Below are 22,802 nucleotides of genomic sequence, written 5' to 3'. Positions count from 1 at the left end.
GGAAGGAATCTCCGGGGAAGAATCAGGACAGGGAAATGGAAGCGACGAGCAGGACAGTGATCTCGCCCAGCTGCTGCAGGGCGCCGATCGTGTCACCGGTGTGGCCGCCGATCTGGTTGAGGGAGAGCGCGCGCAAGGCGCTGAACACGAGAGCGAGCAGGATCAGTGCGGCACAGGCGCCGCCGAGCCCCAGCGTCAGAAGGGGGATGGCGCCGAGCACGGCGCCGAGAACAGCTGTCTGGGCCGAGACGGTCCCGGCGCCGGCAGACAGGCCGTCACTGCGCGCCGCCGGCGCCAGATGCATGAACGCGCCGAGCAGGCCGCGCGATGCGGCGTGTGCGGCGATCAGCGCGAAGAGCACGCTTGTCGGATTGGCCAGTTGCGACAGCGCGCTCCAGCGGATGAGCATCGACAGGCCAAGAGCTGCTGCGCCATAGGCGCCGATGCGGCTGTCGCGCATGATCTCCAGTTTTTTATCGCGCGTCTTGCCGCCGCCAAAACCGTCGGCGACATCCGACAGCCCGTCCTCATGCAGGCAGCCCGTGGCGAGCAGGGTTGCTGCAAGCGCAAGGGCTGCTGCCGGGCCGGGGGCAAGGCCGAGCTGTACGCCCGCTGCGTAGACGACAGCACCAACCACAGCGATGGCGAGGCCGGCGACAGGCGCCGCCCAGATCGCATCGGCCAGGCTGCGGCCACGAAAGTCGAAGACCGGCAGCGGCAGCCGGGTGAAGAAGACGAGGCAAAGCGCGACGTCCTCGAGCGCTTGCCGGGGCGAGGGCACGGCGGTCATGCACTCCTCGCAATGGCATGAAAGAAGGTGCCGCTGACATGGCCGCGCCGGTAGCCGGAGGCGCCGAGCGGATTGCCCTGGCCATCGGCTAGGTCGGCCAGCGGCTCGTCATTGCCGGTCGCAATCATCTGCGCATAGTGGAATTCATGGCCACGGATCAGCGCGCCTTGCGGCCCCAGCGGACAGGCGACGCGCAGGCGTGCCTCGCGGTAGCCGAGGTTCATCTTGCGCTTGGCAAAGCTGGTGGAATGGCCGAGCAGGCCAAGCATGGCGTGCGTCTCGCCGGCCGCGTCCTCCAGCGCTTCGCCCAGCACCATGAAGCCGCCGCACTCGCCATGGATCGGCTTGGTCTCGGCAAACCTGGCCATGCCAGCTCGGAAATTGGTCGCCGCCGCGAGGCTGCCGGAGTGGAGCTCGGGATAGCCGCCGGGCAGCCAGCAGACATCGCAATTCTGCACCGGTGCTTCGTCGGCTAGCGGCGAGAACGGCACGATCTCGGCGCCGGCCTGACGCCAGTGGGCGGCGACGTGCGGATAGAGGAAGGTGAAGGCGGCGTCTTCGGCGAGCGCGATTCGTTGGCCGGGCGGCTGCAAGGCATGTTCGAAACTGCCTGATGCCGGCGAAAACGGCGCGGCCAGCGCCATGATGGCGTCAAGGTCGAGGGATTTCTCGACCATGTCGGCGAGGCGGTCGAGATGCGTCATCAGGTCGGCATATTCGCCGGCCTGGACGAGGCCGAGATGGCGCTCCGGCAAATTGAGCGTGGGATCGCGCAGGATGGCGCCGACGACCGGCAGGCCGAGCGTTTCGATCGCCTCGCTGCACAGCTTGCGGTGGCGCTCGCTGCCGAGACGGTTGAGCACGATTCCGGCCATGCGCACATCCGGGTCGTAGGTGGCAAAACCCTTGGCGACGGCGGCCGCCGTCGTCGACTGTCCCGAGACGTCGAGCACCAAAAGCACCGGCAGGTGGTAGAGCCGCGCCAGATCGGCGGCCGAGCCGGTGCGGCCTTGTCCGGCCGGGATGCCGTCGAACAGGCCCATGGCGCTTTCGAGGAAGATAAAATCGGCGTCCTCGGTGGCATTGCCGGCCAACGCGTTGAGCAGGTCAGGCGACATCGCCCAGCTGTCCAGGTTGACGCCGGACAGGCCAGTGGCGGCGGTATGAAAACCCGGATCGATATAGTCGGGGCCGGACTTGGCGCCGCGCACCTTGATGCCGCGCCGGGCGAGCGCGCGCAAAATGCCGATGGTGACGCTGGTCTTGCCGGAGCCGGAACGCGGCGCGCCGATGATGATGGCGCGGGTCATGCGTTACCCGCCAGTGCTGCGCGCATGGCGACGATGCCGCCGACGACAATGAGGGCCGGCGAGGCCAATTCCGCCGCGGCGGCCGCTTCGGAAATGGTGGCGAGTGTCGCGACGACGGTCCGCTCCTGCGGTGTCGTCGCCGAAACGATGACAGCCGCCGGCGTCGACGGCGCCAGCCCGCCTTCGAGCAGCGACGCGGCGATAACAGGCAGATTGGCCATGCCCATATAGATGACCACCGGCTGGCCGGTGCGGGCGATCGCGCCCCAGTCGAGATCGTCATCTGTGCCGGCGGCATGACCTGTCGCCAGGATGATCGCCTTGTTGATGCCGCGCATGGTTGCGGGAATGCCGGTGGCGGCCAGCGCGCTCAGCCCCGATGTCAGGCCGGGCAGGACGCGGAACGGGATTTTTTCGCGCGCCAGCGCCAGCGCCTCTTCGCCGCCACGGCCGAAAATATAGGGATCGCCACCCTTCAGCCTGATGACGCGGCGGCCATCGCGCGCCAGCCGCACCAGCAAAGCGGTGATGTCGTCCTGCTTCATCGACGGCTTGCCGCCGCGCTTTCCCGCAAAGAACAGCTGGGCATTGTCCGCAACGGCGACAACGTCAGAGGAGACCAGCGCGTCATAGACCACAGCGTCGGCCTCGGCCAATGCCGCCAGCACTTCCAGCGTCAGGCAGCCGGGATCGCCGGGGCCGGCGCCGGCCAGCCAGACATGGCCCGGCTCAAGCCGGCGCGGCTTGAAGTTCAGCCGGGCAAGGGCCTGTTCGAGCGTGGTGTTTTCGCTTTTACCGCTCACAATCCGTCCCGTCCCCGGAAACGCCGCTGATAGTGGGCGTCGTACAATGAACTCTCGCCAAAACCTTCCGCTGCCAGCGAGCGGCCGACGAAGATGATCGCCGTGCGCTCCATCGGGTCGGCGGCGAGCAGTGCCTCGATGGTCGCTAGCGTGCCGGTCAGCACGCGCTCGTCCGGCCATGAAGCGCGAAAGACGATCGCCACCGGGCAATCGCCGCCATAATGCGGCGACAATTCGGCGACGATGCGATCGATGGCGTGGATGGCGAGATGAATGGCCAGTGTGGCGCCGGTGCGGCCGAAGCCGGCCAGCGTTTCGCCCGGCGGCATTTTCGAGGCGCGGCCGGAGACGCGGGTCAGCACCAGGCTTTGCGCCACCTCGGGAATGGTCAGTTCGCGGCGAAGGGCTGCGGCTGCGGCGGCGAAAGAGGGAACGCCCGGCGTCAGCGTGTAAGGAATGCCGTGTTTTTCCAGCCGGCGGATCTGCTCGGCCACGGCGCTCCACACCGAGAGGTCGCCGGAATGCAGGCGGGCGACATCGTGGCCGGCCTGGTGGGCTGTCACATATTCGACCTCGATTTCGTCGAGTGACATCGGCGCCGTATCGATCAGTTTGGTCCCCGGTGCGCAGTGTTGCAGCAATTCCGGCGCGACGATCGAGCCGGCATGCAGACAGACCGGGCAGCTTGCCAGCAGCTTGGCGCCGCGCAGTGTGATGAGGTCGGCGGCGCCGGGACCGGCGCCGATGAAATGCACGGTCATGGCGCGTCTCCGCTGATGGCGATGGCGCAGGTGACCGGGCCGAGCACGGTGCGTGGACCAAGCAGCTTTGCACCGGGGCCGGCAACGGCAAGGGCGGAGGCTTCTGAGACGGAGGGTGTGCCGGCGAGATCCTGCGAGAGATCGGATTTGCTGAGTGCCTCCGACGAGACGGCCTGAAGTGCTGCGTCATCAACGATGATGACGGGAAGGTTGAGCGTGCGGCCAGCGGCAGAGATCGCTTCTTCGTCTTTCTTGAGCGCGGCGGTCGCCAAGGCCGACAGCGCCGTTATCGCCAGCCCGTGCGCTTCGAGGGCGGTTTCGATCGCCGCGAGCACGTCTTCGACGCTCACGCCCTTCCGGCTGCCGATGCCCGCCACCATCATGGCTTCACCCAGCTCCACTGGGTGACCGGCATGGCCGGGCGCCAGGCCTGCATCGAACCGACAGGAGAAGCGCGGGAAATGGTGATGCGGGTAAGGTCGCCGCCGCGCTTGATGTGCTCCGCGAGAAGCAGCGCCTCCATCTCCAGCGTCACCGCATTGGCAACGAGACGGCCACGGGATGGCAGCGCCTTGATGGCGGCGTTCAGTACGCCGGCGTCGCTGCCACCTCCGCCGATGAAGATCGCATCCGGCGTGTCCAGCCCGGCCAGTGCCTTGGGCGCCGACCCTTCCACCACGACAAGACCGGGCACGCCGCAATGCGCGGCGTTGCGGACGATGCGGGCGGCGCGGTCGCTGTTGGCCTCGATGGCGATGGCGCGCATCGAGGGGTGAGCGAGCATCCATTCGATGCCGATGGCGCCGGAACCGGCGCCGATGTCCACAGCAATTCGCCACGCCTCGGCGCCAGCGCCGCAAGCGTCATGGCGCGGATGTCGTGCTTGGTGATCTGGCCGTCATGCTCGAACAGATGGTCGGCGCGGCCAACGCTCAGCGGCAGGATGCGGGCCTCTTGTGTCGATTCAAGCTCAAGCGCCAGCACGTTGAGCGGATTGATGTCTCTGACGTCGAAAGCGTCGGCACGTGCCGAGCGAAGCTTCTCGTTCGGTCCGCCCAGCGCTTCCAAAACCGTCAGCCGCGAAGCGCCGAAGTCGAGCTCTACGAGCAGGCGCGCTATTGTCGCTGGTGCGTCGCCGTCCGATGTCAGCGCCAGGATGCGCGCCCTGGGATGCAGCAGCGGCCGGATCAGGTCGAGCGGCCTTCCATGCAGCGAGATCGTCTCGATGTCCTGCAACGCCCATCCGAGCCGGGCGGCAGCCAGCGAAATCGCCGATGGCGCGGGGATGACATGCATCTCTTCAGGCTTGACCTTGCGGGCAAGGGTGGCGCCGACCCCGTGGAAGAATGGATCACCGGAGGCGAGCACGCAGACGCGCCGGCCGGCCAGCGCCAGCACGTCTGCCATGCCGGCATCGAATGGCACCGGCCATGGGCGCTGCTCACCCTTGATGAGCGAAGCCACCAGCGCCAAATGCCGCTTGCCGCCGAAGACGGTCTCGGCGTCAGCGATCTGCCGCTTGGCCTCGTCGCCGAGACTCGCTAAACCGTCCTCGCCGATGCCGACGATTGCAAGCCATTTTGGCGTGGGCTGTTTTTTTGACATGTCGCGCCGCCCCTCATCCGCCTGCCGGCACCTTCTCCCCGTGTAGTGACGGGGAGAAGGGAGACGCTCCGGCGCTGACGCCTCCCTCTCCCCGTTCTTCAGGGGGAGAGGGTAGGGGTGAGGGGCAGCGCAGACGCTGTTCAACATGGTGCTCATGAAGAAGATTCTGATCCTTGGCGGCACGACAGAAGCGCGCCAATTGGCCGGAAAACTGGTGGAAGATTTCCTCGTCACCCTGTCGCTGGCCGGCCGTACCGAAAGCCCGGTCGCGCAAGGCGTGCCGGTGCGCAGCGGCGGCTTTGGCGGCGCCGACGGGCTGGCGGCCTATCTGAAGGAGACGCGAACCGATCTGCTGATCGACGCGACGCATCCCTATGCCGCGCGAATTTCCGCCAATGCGGCGCAAGCCGCGCGCACTTCGGTTGTGCCGATCCTTGCTTTGCGCCGCCCTGGCTGGGAGCCAATAGATGGCGACCGCTGGACGCAGGTCGATACGACAGGCGATGCGGTGCACGCGCTTGGATCGCCGCCGCGCCGTGCCTTCCTGGCGCTCGGCCGGCAGGAGGTCGCGGCTTTCGAGGCGGCGCCGCAGCATCATTACCTTGTCCGCAGCGTCGATCCGGTCGAGCCGAAACTGGCGGTGCCTGATGCGACCTACCTGCTGGCGCGTGGGCCGTTTCGCGAGGCGGATGAACGCGCGCTGCTCGAGGAGCACCGCATCGATGTCGTCGTATCCAAGAACAGCGGCGGCGAGGCCACCTACGGCAAGATCGCGGCGGCGCGGGCGCTCGGTATCGAGGTGGTGATGGTGCGCAGGCCCATCCTGCCGGAGGTGCCGTCGGCCGAAACTGTCGAAGCATTGGCCGCGATGATCGATCATGGTCTCGACCCCGTCGCGGAACGCGGTGTGTAGACCAGCGCCGGTTTGTCACCGCGCTTGATGATCCTTGTCTCCGGCGAGCCGATGATGATGCAGGTCGCCATGTCGGCCCTTTCCGCCTCGACATCGGCCAACAGAAAAACCTCGATGCGCTCGTCCGGGCGGCCGGCGGCGCGGCCGAAGATGACCGGCGTGGTGCCGGGCAGGATGGCGCGCAGGCATTCGAAGGCACGGCCAAGCTGCCAAGGGCGCGCCTTGCTGATCGGATTGTAGAGCGCGATGACGAAGCCGGCGCCGGCGGCAGCGAGCAGGCGCAGTTCGATCAGCTCCCACGGTTTGAGATTGTCGGATAGCGAGATGGCGCAGAAATCATGGCCGAGCGGCGCGCCGATGCGGGCGGCAACCGCCAGCATGGCGGTGACGCCCGGCACGACAGTGACATCGACGGTGCGCCATTCGGCCGGACCGGCCTCGATCGCCTCGCAGACGGCGGCCGCCATGGCGAACACGCCGGGATCGCCGCCGGAGACGACGGCGACGTCATGGCCGTCCGCCGCCTTTACCAGCGCGTCCTTGGAGCGGGCGAGTTCCTCGCGATTGTCCGAGGCGACGCGGGTCTGGTCCGGGCGCAGCTCCAGCCGGTCGAGATAAGGCTTGTAGCCATAGAAGAACTTTGCCTCGGCGACGGCGCGGCTGGCTTGCGGCGTCACCTGATCGGCATTGCCGGGCCCAAGGCCGATGACGGTGAGGCGGCCGCTCATGGCTTGGCTCCCATAACGCCAGGCCGGCCGGACCAGCCGGCGACCAGCACGATGGCGAAATAGGGCGCCTTGTCGTCCGGCTTGTCGGCAAGCTTCATCGTGATGCTGCCGGCCATGGTGCCGCGCTCGACATAGACGGCGCGGGCGAGCTTGCCGGTGGCGTCCAGTGCCCGCCTGATCTTGGACAGATTGCGGCCGACCTTCATGATGACGGCGGCATCGGTGTCGGCGAGACGGCGTGTCAGCTCGAACTCGCTCATCGTGCCGGGCAAAACCGTCAGCACATCGTCGCCCTGGACGATAGGCACGCCGGTCTGCGACCAGCAGCCGGACATGCCGGTGACGCCGGGGATGACCTCGGTCGGGAAGCGATGGGCGAGGCGGACATGCAGGTGCATGTAGGAGCCGTAGAACAGCGGGTCGCCTTCGGAGAGCACGGCGACCATGCGGCCGGCTTCGAGGTGGTCGGCGACCTTCTCGGCCGACTCCTCGTAGAAATCGGTGATCTGCGAACGGTAGTCGTCGTGATCCTTGTCGATCTCGGTGGTGACGGGGTAGAGCAGCGGCAGTTCCAGCATATCCGGCCGGAAGCGCGCCTCGACGATGGCGCGCGCATTGCTGTTGTTGCCGCGCTTGGCGAAGTAGGCGACGACATCGGCCTCGGCCAGAACGCGCGCGGCCTTCAGCGTCAGCAGCTCGGGGTCGCCAGGCCCCGTGCCGACGCCGACAAGACGGCCTTTTGCCAGATCTTCTTTGACGGCTGCGTTCACAGGCCGGGCCTCGCCAGCGAATTGAGGGCGGCTGCAGTCATGGCGCTGCCGCCAAGCCTGCCGCGCACGATGGCGTAGGGCACGCCGTAGGAGTTTTCAGCCAGCGCATCCTTGGATTCGGCGGCACCGACGAAGCCGACCGGCATGCCGATGATGGCGGCCGGTTTCGGCGCGCCATCGCGCAGCTTTTCCAGGAGATAGAAGAGCGCTGTCGGCGCATTGCCGATGGCCACGACCGAACCGGCCATGCGTTCGCCCCAGAGGTCGATCGCGGCGGCCGAGCGGGTGTTGCCGATCTGCTTGGCGATGTCGTGCGTGCGCGGGTCGCGCAAGGTGCAGATCACCTCATTGCCGGCCGGCAGCCTGGCGCGGGTGACGCCATGCGAGACCATTTCGGCATCGCAGAAGATCGGTGCGCCGGCCGCCAAAGCGCTGCGGGCGGCGGCGACGAAATCGCTGGAGAAGACAAAATGACTTGATGCTTCGACCTGGCCGCAGGCATGGATCATGCGGATGGCGACGTCGGCTTCCGCCTCGGAGAACCGGGACAGGTCGGCCTCGGCGCGGATGATGGCGAAGGAACGTTCATAGATCGCGTTGCCGTCATGGATGTAGTCGTAGGCGGCCATGCTCATTTCCGTTGTTCAATTTGTCGGTAAGCCTTGGCGATTGCCGCCGGTCCGAGCCTTGTCAGGCAGGCGGCGGCGGTTTCACCTGGATATCGAGCGCTGCGGACCATCGCTGCGACGCGACCGATGCCGCGCGCGGCGTCATAGCCCGGCCTGTAGCCCGCAGGAAGGGCCTTTGCCGTCGCGTTCACGACAAGTCCGGCTCCGTTTTCGCCGCCGACGATTGTTAGCGCGGCAGAGCCGGGGTGAGCGCAGCCCTTGGCGCAGCCGGAAATGTGCAGTGTGAAGTCGAGGATATCAGCGTTTTCGGCGGCGATTGTCTCGGCGATGTCGCGCGTGGCGATGCGGCCGGAGGCACACGCAGGGGTGCCGGGGCAGGCGGCGATGCGGGTGCGCGGGTCGGCGGCGGTGGTGACGAAGCCGAGGGCGGCGGCGGTGGTTTGGAGGAGGGGGTTCGCGGCTGGTGGTTGGCCGAGGAACAGCAAGGCGCGGCCGGGGGCGAGGCGGATTTCGGCGGTGCCGAGGTTCGACGCTCGGCTGGCAAGGTCGATAAGGTTTTGCGCTGGCATGCTGCCGAAGGGCAGGCCGATGCCGAGGGCGTGGCCGGTGTTCAAGTCGAAGAGGCCAATCGGCGAGCGAGAGCGCTCTACGGCGCCCCCCTCTGTCCTGCCGGACATCTCCCCCACTTGGGGGGAGACTGTGCTGTCGCCGCCGGTTTCGCCAGTTTTCAACGTCGAAGGCGAAGAGCTGACAGCGAAGCTGCTGATCTCCCCCCTTGTGGGGGAGATGTCCGGCAGGACAGAGGGGGGCGCGAAGGAATGCCAACCTGCGAGAGACGCTAGCTGCCTCTCCGACAAATCCCTCGCATGTGCCTCCCGGCCTTTCTCCGCGGTCATCCTGAGGGCAGCAACCGCAATATCGCGCGCTGCATCCTCATCGGCCGTCGCAAGCGGCCTCGCGCTTTGACCGTCGCCGGCAACAGACAAAGCCCACATAACGTTGCCGCCCACCCGCACCGCCTTCAGCCTGACATCAGCCGTCACCCCATCCATCGTCAACTGCCCGCCGCCATCGACAACCACCGAAACCTTCGGCCCGAGCCTTGGCGTCAGCCCAGCTTCCTCGACCGCAGCCCTGATCCGCTCAGCCAAAGCTCGCGGATCGGCAATCTCCCGCGGATCGATGCCGGCCAGCGGCCCGGTCTCGACCGGCACGCCGGTACGCACGGCGATGCCCAGCGCATCCACCTCCGCCGCCAGCAGCCCAGCACTTTCCGCTGTCAGGCCGCGTATCTGCAGGCTGCCTCGTGCGGCCACTTCCATGATGCCGTTGCCGTGCCGCAGGGCGGATTCGGCGAGTCGGATCAAAAGCTTGGGCGAAAGACCTCCAGCTACAGGATTAAGCCGCACCAGCAGGCCATCGCCGGTCTGCATCGGCGCCGAGAGAGCCGGACAGGCGCCGCGGCGCGAGAAGGCGTTCATGCCGCGACTCCGAGCGCCTCGGCCTCGGCGATCAACGCCGCGAGATCGTCGTCGATCGCGTTGCGCAAGGGATGCCACAGCCCGCGCCGGCGCGCCGACAGGAAGCGTTCGGCGATGACTTTGGCTGCGGCCGGGTTTTCGCGCAGGATGAAAGCGCGAACATTGGCGTCGCCGACATAGGCGTCATGCACAGCCTCGATCACCGCGCCTGAAATGGCGTGGGTGGTTTCGGCGAAACCGATGAGACGGTCGACGGTCTCGGCGAATTCCGAGGCGCCGCGTGGGCCGTGCCGCATCTGGCCGGCGATGAAACGCACATTGACGGCTCGCGCCCGCACAACCCGCGACACAGCCTCGCCGACCGAGCGCGGCTGCGGCTTTTGCGGGTCGGTGGTGTCGAGCACGATGACGTCGGCATTTCGGCCCAATGCCGCAAGGGCGGCCGAAAAGCCGCCGATGAAGGCGACGTCGGCGGAGCCCTCGAGAATGTCGCGGCCGGGATCGTCGCCGGTGTGGACCAGCAGATCGGCCTCGGCGATGCGGGTCTCGAAAGCGCCGGGGGAGGCGATGCCTTCGCCCTCGGCGCCGCCATAGGCATGCGATGTCGCATCGAGATAGGCGCGGCCGATTTCTTCGCGCGCGGCCCAGTCGCCACTCGACAACAGGTCCTCGACGCCGGCGCCATAGGTGCCGGGCGAGGTGCCGAAGATGCGCGGGCCGATCTTGCCATCGGCACGGGTTCTGGCGGCGAGCGGGTTTTCCGAATCGTCCTCGTCGCGCGCGGCAACGGCGTTGGCAGCGGCGTCGATCAGCGCGATCTGGGTCGGGAACATGTCGCGGAACAGGCCCGAAATGCGCCAGGTGACATCGACGCGCGGGCGACCGAGCGTGGCCGGCGGCAGCACTTCGATGCCGGTGATGCGGCCGGTGGCACTGTCCCATTGCGGCCGGCAGCCCATCAGCGCCAGGCCTTGCGCGATCTCCTCGCCGCCAGTGCGCAGCGAGGCCGAGCCCCAGAGGTCGATGACCAGCGAGCGCGGCCAGTCGCCATGCGATTGCATGTAGCCGCGCACGACTTCTTCCGCTGCCGATCGGCCCAGATCATAGGCGGTCGGCGTCGGCATGGTGCGCGGATCGGAGGTGAAGAGATTGCGGCCGGTGGGCAGCACGTCGGAGCGGCCACGCGCAGGCGCCCCGGCCGGGCCGGCCTTGACGTGGCGGCCGTCGAGCGCCGCCAGCAGCGCGGCCTTCTCGGCTTCGGCGCTTTGCCGGCGCATGGCGTCGGGTTCGTCGTCTGGCGCGCGGCCGTAAATATGCAGGCCGTCCTTGATGGCGAAATCCTTGAGGTCGCAGAGCCAGGCGTCGATGCGGCGCAGCGCCTCGTCGGGCGCATCGGTTCCGGCGACGCCGGCTTCGGAGGCGAAGCCGGTCTTTTGCGCCGTGTCGACGATCAGCTTGGCCAGACGATCGCGGCGGCGGCGGTCGAGGCCGTCGGCCTGGGCATATTCGTCGACGAGGCGTTCGAGCTTGTGCTGCCCTTCGTCTAGGCCAGCAGCTGCCAGTGGTGGCGGCAGATGGCCAAGCGTGACGGCTGCTATGCGCCGCTTGGCTTGCGCCGCCTCGCCGGGATTGGAGACGATGAAGGGATAGATGACGGGCAGCGAGCCGGTGGCGATCTCGGGGAAGCAGTTTTGTGAGAGCGCAACCGCCTTGCCGGGCAGCCATTCCAGCGTGCCATGGGCGCCGACATGGATGAGAGCATGGATGCGGAGCGATTTGCGCAGCCACAGGCCGAAGGCCAGCAGATCGTGGCGCGGCGGCAGCGTCGGGTCGTGGTAATCGGCGCGCCGGTCGGCCGAGCGGCCACGGTCGGGGGCGAGAGCGACAGTGATGTTGCCGAAGGTGGCGGCGCGGAAGGGGAAGCCGCTCTTACCCTCCCCCTTGTGGGGAGGGTGGCCCGCAGGGCCGGGTGGGGGTGGTGCACCGCTACCCCCACCCCGTTTCGCGCCATCCGCTTCGCGAATGTCGCGAACCGACCCTCCCCACAAGGGGGAGCGTGAAGGAGCACCCCATGCCGCCTCGACTGCAGCCAGTGCCTCAGCCGGCAAATCCTTTGAGAAGTCCAGATACTCATCCAGCCCCAGCCCACCATCGCTCCGCTCCAACGCGTCCAGCAGCGCACGCGGCGTTTCTGGAATCCCGTCAACGCGATAGCCCTGCTCCTTCAGGTCATGCAGCATGGCCAGCACGCTGGACGGCACATCCAGGCCCACTGCATAGCCAGTGCGGCCGGGCGCGCTCGGATAGTCCGGAATGAGGATCGCCAACTTACGCGTCGCGCGGGGCGTCTGCTGCAACCGTGTGAACGCCGCTAGCCTGTCCGCCACTTGCGCCACGCGATCCGGTTCCGGGCGGTTGGCGAAGGCGCGGTGGCCGAGCGCCGGGTCGGTCTCGCTCTCGCCCTTGAAGGAAATCGCGCCGGCGAGGATGCGGCCGTCGAGTTCGGGCAGCACGACATGCATGGCGAGGTCGGCGGGCGCCAGGCCGCGCTGGTTGTTGTCCCAGACGTCGCGGCGGGTGGTGGCGACGATGACCTGGAAGACAGGCACGCCGGCGCGGTCGAAGAGCGTTTCGACGCCGGGTTCGGCGCCGGAAGCGAAGGCGGTTGCGGTGATGATGGCGGTGGGCTTGAGCGTGGCCAGCGCGGTTCCGACGAAGGCCAGGGAGGTCGGGTCTTTGAGGCTGGAGACGAAGATCGGGACCGGTCTCATGCCGCGCTGGCGGAGTGCATCAAAGAGGGCATCGATTGGCGCGACATCGGCGGCCAGCAGCATCGAGCGGTAGAAGAGGATGGGGAAGATGGGAGAGTTGATGTTGTCTGCGCCGAGTTCCCGCCCACCCCCCTCTGTCCTGCCGGACATCTCCCCCGCAAGGGGGGAGATTGTGCTCTCATCGACGCTTTCGCCAATCGGGGATGTTGCAGAGGAATCTATTATCGGCTGGGCAGAAAAAGTGCCGAGGTCCGCGCCGGCTGATCTCCCCCCTTGCGGGGGAGATGTCCGGCAGGACAGAGGGGGGTGTGAAGGAACGCCGACATCGGCAAAATCCAACTTGCCTACGACGCCGCGGCCAGGCTCGTAGTAACCAGCTTTCGGCACGCTGACCGGCTCAGCCGCCGCCGCATCCTGCCCAGCCAACCCCGCCAGCCGCTGCATCAGTGCTGCCATATTCTCCGGTCCGCCCTCGCGGAAATAACCAAGCAGGACGTCCAGATCCTCGCGCGGCAGCGTCGAGGCTTCGATCAGCCTGAGATCCTCGTCGTGGCTCTCGCCCGGCAGCAGCGCCAGCTTGATGCCGTTCGCACGGGCAGTCGCGGCAAGCTGGTCGCAGCCATAGCGCCACCAGTCGTAGCCGCCGAGGATGCGCACCAAAATCACCTTGGCGTGGCGGGCGACGCTGTCGATCCAGAGGTCCACGGACATGGGATGGCGCAGGTCGCGCAGCGCCGCCAGCCGCATCGACGGCAGGCGGGCGGCATCGGCCTTCCACGCCGCCGCGAGGCCGGCGAGGTCGCTGTCGGTGAAGGACAGCGCCACGATATCCGCCGGCGTCTGCCCGAGATCGACGGGCTCGGCGAGATCGTCGAGCGAGGCGGATGTGGTGGTGAGTATATGCATTTCGGCTCGTGGTTTGGATCAGCCGGCGAGTATACGCTCGATCGCCGGGCGGTTCAGTCCTTTCAGGCCAATGACGACAAGACGCGAGCGGCGGTCGTCCTCAGCCGCCCAGGCGCGGTCATAGTAATGATTGACGCGCGGGCCGACGGCCTGCAGCAAAAGCCGCATCGGCTTGCCGCCGACATCGACGAAGCCTTTTACACGCAACACGTTTTCCTGTTCGGCGGCGGTGGCGACGCGCTTGGCCAGGTCGTCGGGATTGGCGATCGAGGGGATGTCGACGATGAAGGTGTCGAAATCGTCATGCTCATGATCGAAAGCGCCGTCGTGATGCGACTTGCGGTTCTCGATGTCGTCTTCGACGGCGAGACCGAGGCCAAGCAGCACCGACGGGTCGACCTTGCCATGCGCAGTCGGCACGATTTTTACCGCGCGGGCGGAATGTTCATTGATGATGGCGTTGGCGCGGGCCGAACCGGGGGCGTCCATCAGATCGCTCTTCGACAGGATGATCAAATCGGCGCAGGCGATCTGGTCCTCGAACACTTCTTCGACAGGATCGTCATGGTCGAGCGTCTCGTCCTGAGCGCGCTGTGCCTGCAAAGCGTCCATGTCGTTGGCGACGCGGCCTTCGGCCAGCGCCGGGCCGTCTACCACGGCGATGACACCGTCGACGGTTACCCGGCTCTTCACGCTCGGCCACTGGAACGCCTGGACCAGCGGCTTGGGCAGAGCCAGGCCCGAGGTCTCGATCAGGATGTGGTCAACCTTCGGTGTCAGCGCGAGGATCTTGTCGAGGGCGGGCACGAAATCGTCGGCGACTGTACAGCAGATGCAGCCATTGGCCAGTTCGACGATGTTTTCCTCGGGGCAGGTGTCGATGCCGCAGCCTTTCAGGATTTCCCCGTCGATGCCGATGTCGCCGAACTCGTTGACGATGATGGCGATGCGCTTGCCGCCGGCATTTTCCAGGAGATGGCGGACCAGCGTCGTCTTGCCGGCGCCGAGGAAGCCTGTAACGACAGTGCAGGGAACACGGGAGAGGTTGGCGGCCGGGTTTGAAGCGTTCATCGTCAGTCCTTCAGCATGTCGAGGGGTGGGATGCGGGCAACGAGGCCGCGCTTGAGGCTATCGGGCCGGCCGCGCCACGGGATGAGGCCGTCGGCCGAAGTCGCGAAGAGCTTTGCGCCGGTAACGAGGTCGGCGCCGCTGGTTGCGGTCAGATCGCCGAAGACATAGCTCCAGCAGCCATCGCGCAGGATCGCGGCGCTGAGGCGGCGCTTGCAATTGCCGAGACATTCGGCGGTGCGGACCCGGATATCGCCGGCAGCGGCGCGGCGTGTGTCCTCAGCCAGCAATTCGCCGGCGCGCGGATGGGCGTCGGAACCGGTCTCATCGCGGCAGGAGGCGCAGACGATGACGGTCACGCCGGTCAGGGCGTCGTTGTCGCCGGACGCAATGTCCGTTGTGCCAGCCGAAAAACTGCTGTTCTGGTCCAAAAACCGTGCTCCTTGCCCGGAAACCCGCCAGGCGATCGGATACTTTGTCTCAGACGGCAGGTCTCCTGGCTCGCGAGTCATTGCCTTGGTTAGCCGCCTTCCCGGTGTTACCCAGTGGCTTTCGGCCTTGGCTCTTCGCTTACAGTTGCGGGGACAGCCGCGGATTTGGGATTTTTTCGTCCCGCACCGCATTCCCTCTTGGCCCTTGCCGTTGCGGGCAGGGGACCGTCTGGAGCGGATTTAGGCTTTTGCAGGCAGCGGTGTCAACGCACGGCTACGACATGGCGATGTCGGCAGGGCTGTCATGTCCCGGCTTCCGGCAGTGCCAGGATGACCTGTCGGATAGCTTGATAGCCATCGCTATAGTCCCAGTCATGACCGACAGCCAGATTCTGTCCCTCATGCCAAACCGCGTTGTCCAGAAGGACTTCGGCACTAATCAGCGTGCCCTTCAAGCCTGCCAGAAAGGTCCGGACAAAATGGCTTCCGGGGGGTACCGAAGCTGTGAACAGCTTTTCCAGCTTGGCATAGAATGCTGGATAGCCTGGTGTCAGCGAGCATAGCTCGGTTGTGGCCTGGGAAATGACCGGGCCGCTATAGATTTTCCAGCGGGCATCTTTTCGCCAGATCTTCCAACTGGCGCTGCTTCGCTGCCAAAGCTCTATTTCGGCCTGCATGTTCTCGCAGACGTGATCGGCCAGTCCCTCAATGGCCACATGGAAAACACCACGGAGAAACTTTTCAAACGCCTGGTTCAGTTCCTGTTCGCGCGTGTCGCCGAAGCCAGCAAAGGATTCAATGACCGGCTGAACATCAAGCAGCGGAGAAAAAATGTAGATTTCCAGGACCAGCCGGTCAGAACTCGTCTCGAACACCTCAGCCTCAAACCGAAGCTGCTTCGATTGGAGCATGACGTCCCTATCTCTGCGGACTGCATCTATTCCATGCGCAATGAGGGCGCCATGGATCATGTCGAGCACTTTGTCCGATGCCATTGCACAACCTACGAGGCTTATTGAGGCGTCTATGACAGACGCTGCAAGGGTTGGCCATCTCTCTCGCTAGCCAATGCCGGCCCCAGATTGCCGGCCGGCGTCACTTCGATGCGCTCAAGGCCAAGCCAGCCCTGCATCTCCTTTAGTTCCTCGAAAAGCTGTGCGGTGGTCTCAGGCGGTGCGCCTGCTTCGGCATAGGCGGCGTGGACGCGTAAGACACTCGCAGGCCGGTCGGCCTTGAGGTCGACGCGGGCGACGATCTTGTCGCCGAGCAAGAAAGGCAGCACGTAATAGCCATATTGCCGCTTGTCGGCCGGGGTGTAGATCTCGATGCGGTAGCGGAAATCGAAGAGACGCTCGGTGCGCGCGCGCTCGAAGACCACCGGATCGAAGGGGGCCAGCAAGGCGCGGGCCTCGATCTTTCGCGGCAGGCGGGCGTCCCTATAGAGGTAAGCCGGCTTGTCCCAACCTTCGACGTTTACCGGCAGCAACTCGCCCATCTCGACCAGTTCCTCCAACCGGCCCTTCATGTCGGCCGGCGACAAGCGGAAATAATCGCGCAGGTCACCCGACGTCGCGATGCCGTGGGCGCGGGCAGAAATGCGCAGCAATTCGCGGTGCGCGTCCTCGGCGGCCGGCACCGGCAGATCGAGGATCGCCTGCGGCAGCACGCGCTCGGGCAGGTCATAGAAGCGTTCGAAGCCACGGCGGTGCGCCGTGGTGATGCGTCCGGCCCAGAAGAGCCATTCGAAGGCGTGCTTGGCGTGGCTCCAGCCCCACCAGCCGCCCGAACCTTTCTGGCCTTCCAGTGCCGAAGCGGCAATCGGGCCGCGCTCGGCGACCGCGCGGTAGATCTCTTCGATATAGGCGGCGTGCTCGCGGCCCCATTTGGCGAGGCCGAGATACATTTCGTCGCCTTGCTCGGCCCGCTGCATGCGCCAGCGCATCAGCGGGTAGGTCTCGACCGGCAGGAACGAGGCCTCATGCGCCCAGTATTCGAACACCGTGCGTTTGCGGGTGATGGCCGCATTGTCGAGCAAAGCCAGCGGGTAGGGGCCAAGCCGCGAATAGAGCGGCATATAGTGGGCGCGCACCACCGCGCTGACGGAATCGATCTGCAGCAAGCCGGTGCGCGACAGCACGCGGGCGAGGTGGCGGCGATCGGGCGTGCCGACCGGGCGGGGATCGAGAAATCCTTGCGCGGCGAGCGCGATGCGCCTGGCCGCGGGGAGTGAGATTTTGTCCTTCGTCAAAGTGTCTTGCCTCGAACCATTTTCCCGACTTTAGCCGGCGATTCCGGTCATGCTAGCAGGCAAATGGCGGGAGATGTGTCAGGAGACAAAAGTGGAGTGAAAGATGAAGGAAATCAAACAGGAGGAGATCGGACCAGTTTTTCCCGGCCTGCCGTCCAGCACTGTCTTTTGAACAAGGTTTGACTTGCTTCGCTGAAAGCCGTGCGCTAACCCTCGCCGCGTTGCAGCAAAGGCACCTAAAACGGTTCAGCGGTTAAACTGTCGCGCTTCCGCATTAGGGTTGGTTGCTGTAATCAAAGTGGATTGGCCGCCAACGGAAAGCCGAGCATGAACGTACTCCTCAGTTCATACCTGCCCATCGTCCTCTTCATCGCCGTGGCCGCAGTTGTAGGCCTGGCGCTTATCATCGCGCCGTTCCTGGTGGCTTATCGCAATCCCGATCCGGAGAAGCTTTCCGCCTACGAGTGCGGGTTCAACTCGTTCGACGATGCCCGGATGAAATTCGACATCCGCTTCTACCTGGTGTCGATCCTGTTCATCATCTTCGATCTGGAAGTGGCCTTCCTGTTTCCGTGGGCGGTGTCGTTCTCGAAGATCGGCATGCTCGGTTTCTGGTCGATGATGGTGTTTTTGGCGGTGCTGACCATCGGCTTTGCCTATGAGTGGAAAAAAGGAGCGCTGGAATGGGATTGAACGACAGTTCCGGAACGCTCGTCGCGCCGAAGCCCAAAGGCCTGATCGACCCCAATACCGGACGTCCGGTCGGTTCCGACGATCCGTTCTTCCTCGAGATCAACAATGAACTGGCCGACAAGGGTTTTCTGGTCACCTCGACCGAGGCGCTGATCACCTGGGCACGCAGCGGCTCGCTGATGTTCATGACCTTCGGTCTCGCCTGCTGTGCCGTCGAGATGATCCACACCTCGATGCCGCGCTATGATTCGGAGCGGTTTGGCGTGGCTCCTCGCGCGTCGCCGCGCCAGTCGGACATAATGATCGTGGCGGGAACGCTGACCAACAAGATGGCCCCCGCTTTGCGCAAGGTCTACGACCAGATGCCGGAGCCGCGCTACGTCATCTCGATGGGCTCCTGCGCCAATGGCGGCGGCTATTATCACTATTCCTATTCGGTGGTGCGCGGCTGCGACCGCATCGTGCCGGTCGACATCTATGTGCCCGGCTGCCCGCCGAGCGCCGAAGCGCTGCTCTACGGCATTCTTCTCCTGCAGAAGAAGATCCGCCGCACCGGCACGATCGAACGGTAGACCCATGGCCGCATCCCTGAGCGAACTGTCGACCTATCTCGGCGAAAAGCTGCCGGGCCGCGTCACCGATGCGGTGCTTGCCTATGGCGAACTGACGATCTCGGTTGCTACAGACAATCTGATCGAGGTGACAAGCTTCCTGCGTGACAATTCGGGCTGCCAGTTCATTTCGATCATCGATATCTGCGGCGCCGACTACCCGTCGCGCGTCAAGCGTTTCGATGTCGTCTATCATTTGCTTTCGCCGAAGCAGAATTTGCGCATCCGCATCAAGGTGCAGGCCGACGAAGAGACGCTGGTGCCGTCGCTCACCGCTGTCTATCCCGGCGCCGACTGGTATGAGCGCGAGGCCTACGATCTCTATGGCGTGCTGTTCTCCGGCCATCCGGACCTGCGCCGCATCCTCACGGACTACGGTTTCGAGGGCCATCCCCTGCGCAAGGACTTCCCGCTGACCGGTTTCGTCGAGGTGCGCTACGACGACGAAGCCAAGCGCGTGATCTACGAGCCGGTGGAATTGAAGCAGGAATTCAGGAACTTCGATTTTCTCTCGCCATGGGAAGGGACGGACTACGTCCTGCCGGGCGATGAGAAGGCGAAACAGTGAGTAGGAAGTAGTGAGTAGTCAGTAGCAAAAGATTTGGAGCAACGGATCGAATCTTATCGCGACTTGAAGGTGTGGCAATCGGCGATGACGCTTGCTGAGGATTGCTACCGTTTCACCAAAGAGTTTCCGAGGGATGAGATTTACGGCATGACCTCTCAGATGCGCCGATCGGCGGTTTCGGTCGCAGCGAACGTCGCGGAGGGATACGGTCGGGAGAACAGAGGGTCGTTCGTTCAATTTTTGCGCATGGCGCAAGGCTCGTTGAAGGAACTGGAGACACACATACTGCTGGCATGTCGGGTTGGCCTGCTGCGAAAAGACAATGAGATTGAGCTGCTGCTGCGATGCGAAGAGATTGGAAAAATGATGAGATCTCTTATCCGAACGGTGCAGGCCAAGCAGGCGGAATGAAGCAGGCATTGAGATTGATGATCACTACTCACTACTCACTACTGACTCTTCGCCAGAGGCGCCAGAATGGCTGAAACCTCCGTCCGCAACTTTAACATCAACTTCGGACCGCAGCACCCTGCGGCGCACGGTGTTTTGCGTCTTGTGCTGGAGCTTGACGGCGAGGTGGTCGACCGCGTCGATCCGCATATCGGCTTGCTGCATCGCGGCACCGAAAAGCTGATCGAGCACAAAACCTATCTGCAGGCAGTGCCCTATCTCGACCGGCTCGACTATTGCGCACCGATGAACCAGGAGCATGCCTTCGCGCTCGCCACCGAGCGGTTGCTCGGCATCGAAGTGCCGAAGCGCGGCCAGTTGATCCGCGTGCTCTATTCCGAGCTCAGCCGCATCATGTCGCACATCCTCAATGTGACGACGCAGGCGCTGGATATCGGCGCGCTGACGCCGCCGCTGTGGGGTTTCGTCGAACGCGAAAAGCTGATGGTGTTTTATGAGCGCGCTTCCGGTTCGCGCATGCATGCGGCCTATTTCCGTCCCGGCGGCGTGCACCAGGATCTGCCGGCGAAGCTGGTCGAGGACATCGGCAAGTGGATCGACCCGTTCCTGAAGTCGCTTGACGACCTCGACAGGCTGCTTACCGGCAACCGCATCTTCAAGCAACGCAATGTCGATATCGGTATCGTGTCGCTTGCCGACGCCTGGGCCTGGGGCTTTTCCGGCGTCATGGTGCGCGGCTCGGGTGCGGCCTGGGATTTGCGCAAGTCGCAGCCTTATGAATGCTATTCCGAGATGGATTTCGACATCCCGATCGGCAAGAACGGCGACTGCTACGACCGTTATCTCGTGCGCATGGAAGAGATGCGCCAGTCGGCGAAAATCATGCGCCAGTGCGTCGACCTTCTGCTCGGCAAGGAGAGCACCGGGCCGGTGTCGAACCTCGACGGCAAGGTGGTGCCGCCGAAGCGCCAGGCGATGAAGCGCTCGATGGAAGCGCTGATCCATCATTTCAAGCTCTACACCGAGGGCTATCGCGTGCCGGCCGGCGAGGTCTATGCTGCCGTCGAGGCGCCGAAGGGCGAGTTCGGTGTCTATCTCGTCTCCGACGGCACCAACAAGCCCTATCGCTGCAAGCTGCGCGCGCCCGGCTTCGCGCATCTGCAAGCCATGGATTTCCTCTGCCGCGGCCACATGCTGGCCGACGTCACTGCCGTCCTGGGTTCCCTCGATATCGTCTTCGGGGAGGTTGATCGGTGATGGCGGCAGCCAATCCTACAGTGCGCTCTCAGGTCGGTGTTCGAGGGAATGCCGACGCTGCCCTACCGCGGTGGCGCGAATTGGCAAAAGCCATGCTGCCGGTCGAGTTCGCAGAGGCTTCTTACAACTCGACTCAGCACTGTTCGATCTATGACTTCTTTTTTACCCTGCTACCCAAGACGCGCCTTGCCCACCGCGACAATGACGTCGACAAGCTGGGTAGAATGCACGGGTTCGCCCAATGGGCTGCCGTTCACCCGAACAAACAGATTTGGAATGCGGCTGGTGTCGCTTTTTACGAGCACTTGTTCGACGATGACATCGACGCTGATGCGGTCATGGCATGGATCTCGCCTCAAGTAAGGCAAACTGTTCTGGGGCTGTGGCAATACATGTTGCCCGCAGAGCGATTTGCGAGTGTTGCTCGATCTGCCGAACGCATTCCGTTTTCTCATCAGAAAGAATGTGAAACCGCAATAGCTCTCGTAGCAGAGCAGGGGCCCGATCGCTAAATGTCAGTCCGCCGTCTCGCAGAAGCAAGCGTCCAGCCAGCCTCCTTCGCCTTCAACCGGGCGAATGCGGCGGTTGCGAAGCAATGGATCAAGAAATATCCGAAGGGCCGCGAGCAGTCGGCGATCATTCCCTTGCTGATGATTGCGCAGGAGCAGGAAGGCTGGGTCACCAAGGCGGCGATCGAGACGATTTCGGACATGCTCGGCATGCCGCGCATTCGCGGCCTCGAAGTCGCGACCTTCTACACGCAGTACCAGCTCAATCCGGTCGGCACGCGCGCACATATCCAGGTCTGCGGCACCACGCCCTGCATGCTGCGCGGCTCGGAAGCGCTGATGGATGTGTGCCGCTCGAAAATCCATCACGACCAATTCCACACCAACGACAAGGGCACACTGTCGTGGGAGGAAGTCGAATGCCTCGGCGCCTGCGTCAACGCGCCGATGGTGATGGTCTTCAAGGATACGTTCGAGGATCTCACCCCCGAGCGGCTGGCCGAAATCATCGATCTTTACGATGCGGGCAAGGGCGCCTCGGTTCCCACGGGACCGCAAAACGGCAGAACCGGCTCGGAGCCGGCGCCTGGCCTGACGACGCTGAAGAGCGAAAAGGCGATCCTCAAAGCAACGCGCGACAAGGAAGCCAGGGCGGCGAGCAAGGCTGCCCACGCGGCGCCCGACGCAATCATTGCGGCGCCTGTTCCGGCTCCTGCCGCTCCTGCAGCGGCCGCCCCGGTCGCGCCATCCAACGCCGGCAAACCGAAAACCGATGCGCCGGAAACCAGCTCGGCGTTGAAGTCGCCCTCCAGGGCCAAGGTTGCACCGGCGGCGGAAAAAGCGGCGAGCGTCCCGGCGCCCCTGCATTCGGCCGCCAACGCCAACACCGCGGCGCCTGAAGTCGAGAAGGTCGCCAAGCAGCGTAATGGCCCGAAGACCACCTCCACGCCGGCAGCTGCCTTCATCGCTCCGGAATTCAAGGCGCCAGCGGCCAACGCCCCGGTGGCCCCGACCGTCAAGGCGCCGACAGCCAGACCCGCAAAGCCGTCGCTCGAGGACAAGAACCGTCCGGCCGGAATCGACAGGCCGGCTGCGGTCGACGATCTCAAGCTGATCTCGGGCATTGGCCCGAAGATCGAGGGCATCCTTCATTCGCTTGGCATCTTCACCTTCACACAGGTCGCATCCTGGAATAAGGCCGAGCGCGACTGGGTGGATGGATATCTCGCTTTCCAGGGCCGCATCGAGCGCGACGACTGGGGCAAGCAGGCCAAGGCGCTCGCCAAGGGCGGCGTCGCCGAATACATCCGCGTCTTCGGCAAGGAGCCACGTTGATGGCTGAAGCGCAAAGCACCGGATCTTTGCTGTCGCTGCGCAGCATTGTCATCGGCGTTGTCTGCATCGCTGCTGCCAACATCCTTCTGGAGGGGCTTCGGCGCCTCGTCGAATTGCCGTTTTCGGATACCCTGGAATCGATGGCCGCGACCGGCATAGGCGTGCTGGTGTGGGTCTCGATCGTCTTGCGGGGAAAGAGGTAAG

At 64.8% G+C, this 22,802-nt stretch carries 23 protein-coding genes, 1 pseudogene and 1 riboswitch; of the genes and pseudogenes, 9 read left to right on the top strand and 15 right to left on the bottom strand.

Annotated elements, in window-relative coordinates:
* Nucleotides 1–22: 22 nt before the first annotated feature.
* The 6 genes and pseudogenes from cobS to cbiE form a co-directional block, all read right to left on the bottom strand.
* Nucleotides 23–790 carry an adenosylcobinamide-GDP ribazoletransferase gene (gene cobS / locus NLY44_RS11530; RefSeq protein WP_031201862.1) on the bottom strand — a complete coding sequence of 256 codons (768 nt, stop codon included), beginning with the start codon at nt 788–790 and terminating at the stop codon, nt 23–25.
* Complete coding sequence (locus NLY44_RS11525; RefSeq protein ID WP_023670839.1) at nt 787–2,100, bottom strand: cobyrinic acid a,c-diamide synthase CobB; 1,314 nt, start codon at nt 2,098–2,100, stop codon at nt 787–789. Before NLY44_RS11525 ends, cobS begins: the two co-directional genes overlap by 4 nt.
* Nucleotides 2,097–2,903 carry a uroporphyrinogen-III C-methyltransferase gene (cobA, locus tag NLY44_RS11520; protein ID WP_023746870.1) on the bottom strand — a complete coding sequence of 269 codons (807 nt, stop codon included), beginning with the start codon at nt 2,901–2,903 and terminating at the stop codon, nt 2,097–2,099. Before cobA ends, NLY44_RS11525 begins: the two co-directional genes overlap by 4 nt.
* A complete protein-coding gene (gene cobM / locus NLY44_RS11515) occupies nt 2,900–3,664 on the bottom strand; it encodes a precorrin-4 C(11)-methyltransferase (protein WP_023805498.1) in 765 nt (254 codons plus the stop codon). The genes cobA and cobM overlap by 4 nt, the downstream gene beginning before the upstream one ends.
* Nucleotides 3,661–4,047 (bottom strand): cobalamin biosynthesis protein, encoded by a 387-nt coding sequence (locus tag NLY44_RS11510; protein WP_023690940.1) that lies wholly within the window; start codon nt 4,045–4,047, stop codon nt 3,661–3,663. The genes cobM and NLY44_RS11510 overlap by 4 nt, the downstream gene beginning before the upstream one ends.
* Nucleotides 4,044–5,269 (bottom strand): annotated as a pseudogene (gene cbiE, locus NLY44_RS11505) (precorrin-6y C5,15-methyltransferase (decarboxylating) subunit CbiE). Before cbiE ends, NLY44_RS11510 begins: the two are co-directional and overlap by 4 nt.
* A gap of 154 nt (nt 5,270–5,423) precedes the next feature.
* Between cbiE and NLY44_RS11500 the strand changes: the two are divergent.
* Nucleotides 5,424–6,182, top strand: a complete 759-nt coding sequence (locus tag NLY44_RS11500) for a cobalt-precorrin-6A reductase (RefSeq protein ID WP_032905140.1) — start codon at nt 5,424–5,426, stop codon at nt 6,180–6,182.
* Here the strand turns inward: NLY44_RS11500 and NLY44_RS11495 are convergent.
* The 9 genes from NLY44_RS11495 to NLY44_RS11455 form a co-directional block, all read right to left on the bottom strand.
* On the bottom strand, nt 6,146–6,910 hold the full coding sequence (locus NLY44_RS11495; RefSeq protein WP_023805497.1) for a precorrin-3B C(17)-methyltransferase: 765 nt from the start codon (nt 6,908–6,910) through the stop codon (nt 6,146–6,148). The genes NLY44_RS11500 and NLY44_RS11495 overlap by 37 nt on opposite strands.
* Entirely contained in the window at nt 6,907–7,680 is a 774-nt protein-coding gene (locus NLY44_RS11490) for a precorrin-2 C(20)-methyltransferase (RefSeq protein ID WP_031201857.1), read from the bottom strand. The genes NLY44_RS11495 and NLY44_RS11490 overlap by 4 nt, the downstream gene beginning before the upstream one ends.
* Entirely contained in the window at nt 7,677–8,309 is a 633-nt protein-coding gene (locus NLY44_RS11485; protein ID WP_023746866.1) for a precorrin-8X methylmutase, read from the bottom strand. Before NLY44_RS11485 ends, NLY44_RS11490 begins: the two co-directional genes overlap by 4 nt.
* 2 nt (nt 8,310–8,311) lie before the next feature.
* On the bottom strand, nt 8,312–9,790 hold the full coding sequence (gene cobG, locus NLY44_RS11480) for a precorrin-3B synthase (protein WP_286457216.1): 1,479 nt from the start codon (nt 9,788–9,790) through the stop codon (nt 8,312–8,314).
* Nucleotides 9,787–13,467, bottom strand: a complete 3,681-nt coding sequence (gene cobN / locus NLY44_RS11475) for a cobaltochelatase subunit CobN (protein ID WP_286457214.1) — start codon at nt 13,465–13,467, stop codon at nt 9,787–9,789. The genes cobG and cobN overlap by 4 nt, the downstream gene beginning before the upstream one ends.
* Nucleotides 13,468–13,485: 18 nt before the next feature.
* Nucleotides 13,486–14,538, bottom strand: a complete 1,053-nt coding sequence (gene cobW / locus NLY44_RS11470; protein WP_023698338.1) for a cobalamin biosynthesis protein CobW — start codon at nt 14,536–14,538, stop codon at nt 13,486–13,488.
* 2 nt (nt 14,539–14,540) lie between these two features.
* A complete protein-coding gene (locus NLY44_RS11465; protein WP_023690949.1) occupies nt 14,541–14,966 on the bottom strand; it encodes a DUF1636 family protein in 426 nt (141 codons plus the stop codon).
* 38 nt (nt 14,967–15,004) lie between these two features.
* Nucleotides 15,005–15,211, bottom strand: a riboswitch (cobalamin riboswitch).
* 57 nt (nt 15,212–15,268) lie between these two features.
* Entirely contained in the window at nt 15,269–15,961 is a 693-nt protein-coding gene (locus NLY44_RS11460) for a DUF6348 family protein (RefSeq protein WP_023690307.1), read from the bottom strand.
* A 29-nt stretch (nt 15,962–15,990) separates the two neighbouring features.
* Entirely contained in the window at nt 15,991–17,214 is a 1,224-nt protein-coding gene (locus tag NLY44_RS11455) for a winged helix-turn-helix domain-containing protein (RefSeq protein WP_286438805.1), read from the bottom strand.
* Nucleotides 17,215–17,541: 327 nt separating this feature from the next.
* Here NLY44_RS11455 and NLY44_RS11450 point away from each other — a divergent pair, with 327 nt between their 5' ends.
* From NLY44_RS11450 to NLY44_RS11415, 8 genes are all read left to right on the top strand, one after another.
* Nucleotides 17,542–17,907 (top strand): NADH-quinone oxidoreductase subunit A, encoded by a 366-nt coding sequence (locus tag NLY44_RS11450; RefSeq protein WP_023670825.1) that lies wholly within the window; start codon nt 17,542–17,544, stop codon nt 17,905–17,907.
* Nucleotides 17,898–18,479: a NuoB/complex I 20 kDa subunit family protein gene (locus NLY44_RS11445; RefSeq protein ID WP_023670824.1), complete on the top strand. Its 582-nt coding sequence runs from the start codon at nt 17,898–17,900 to the stop codon at nt 18,477–18,479. The genes NLY44_RS11450 and NLY44_RS11445 overlap by 10 nt, the downstream gene beginning before the upstream one ends.
* A gap of 4 nt (nt 18,480–18,483) precedes the next feature.
* Entirely contained in the window at nt 18,484–19,086 is a 603-nt protein-coding gene (locus NLY44_RS11440; protein WP_023685194.1) for an NADH-quinone oxidoreductase subunit C, read from the top strand.
* A gap of 33 nt (nt 19,087–19,119) precedes the next feature.
* Entirely contained in the window at nt 19,120–19,497 is a 378-nt protein-coding gene (locus NLY44_RS11435) for a four helix bundle protein (RefSeq protein ID WP_031193090.1), read from the top strand.
* A gap of 66 nt (nt 19,498–19,563) precedes the next feature.
* Complete coding sequence (locus NLY44_RS11430; protein WP_023685196.1) at nt 19,564–20,754, top strand: NADH-quinone oxidoreductase subunit D; 1,191 nt, start codon at nt 19,564–19,566, stop codon at nt 20,752–20,754.
* Nucleotides 20,754–21,266, top strand: coding sequence for a DUF7674 family protein (locus tag NLY44_RS11425; protein WP_023700376.1), 513 nt, complete (start codon nt 20,754–20,756; stop codon nt 21,264–21,266). Before NLY44_RS11430 ends, NLY44_RS11425 begins: the two co-directional genes overlap by 1 nt.
* Nucleotides 21,267–22,598, top strand: coding sequence for an NADH-quinone oxidoreductase subunit E (locus NLY44_RS11420; protein WP_023670821.1), 1,332 nt, complete (start codon nt 21,267–21,269; stop codon nt 22,596–22,598).
* Nucleotides 22,595–22,801 carry a hypothetical protein gene (locus NLY44_RS11415; protein ID WP_156941010.1) on the top strand — a complete coding sequence of 69 codons (207 nt, stop codon included), beginning with the start codon at nt 22,595–22,597 and terminating at the stop codon, nt 22,799–22,801. The genes NLY44_RS11420 and NLY44_RS11415 overlap by 4 nt, the downstream gene beginning before the upstream one ends.
* Nucleotide 22,802: the final 1 nt, after the last annotated feature.

Origin of the sequence: Mesorhizobium sp. C089B (genome assembly GCF_030323125.1) — a bacterium.
GTDB lineage: Bacteria > Pseudomonadota > Alphaproteobacteria > Rhizobiales > Rhizobiaceae > Mesorhizobium.
The sequence above is the reverse complement of the archived record's forward strand: the minus strand, read 5'-3'. Positions and strand labels throughout refer to the sequence as shown.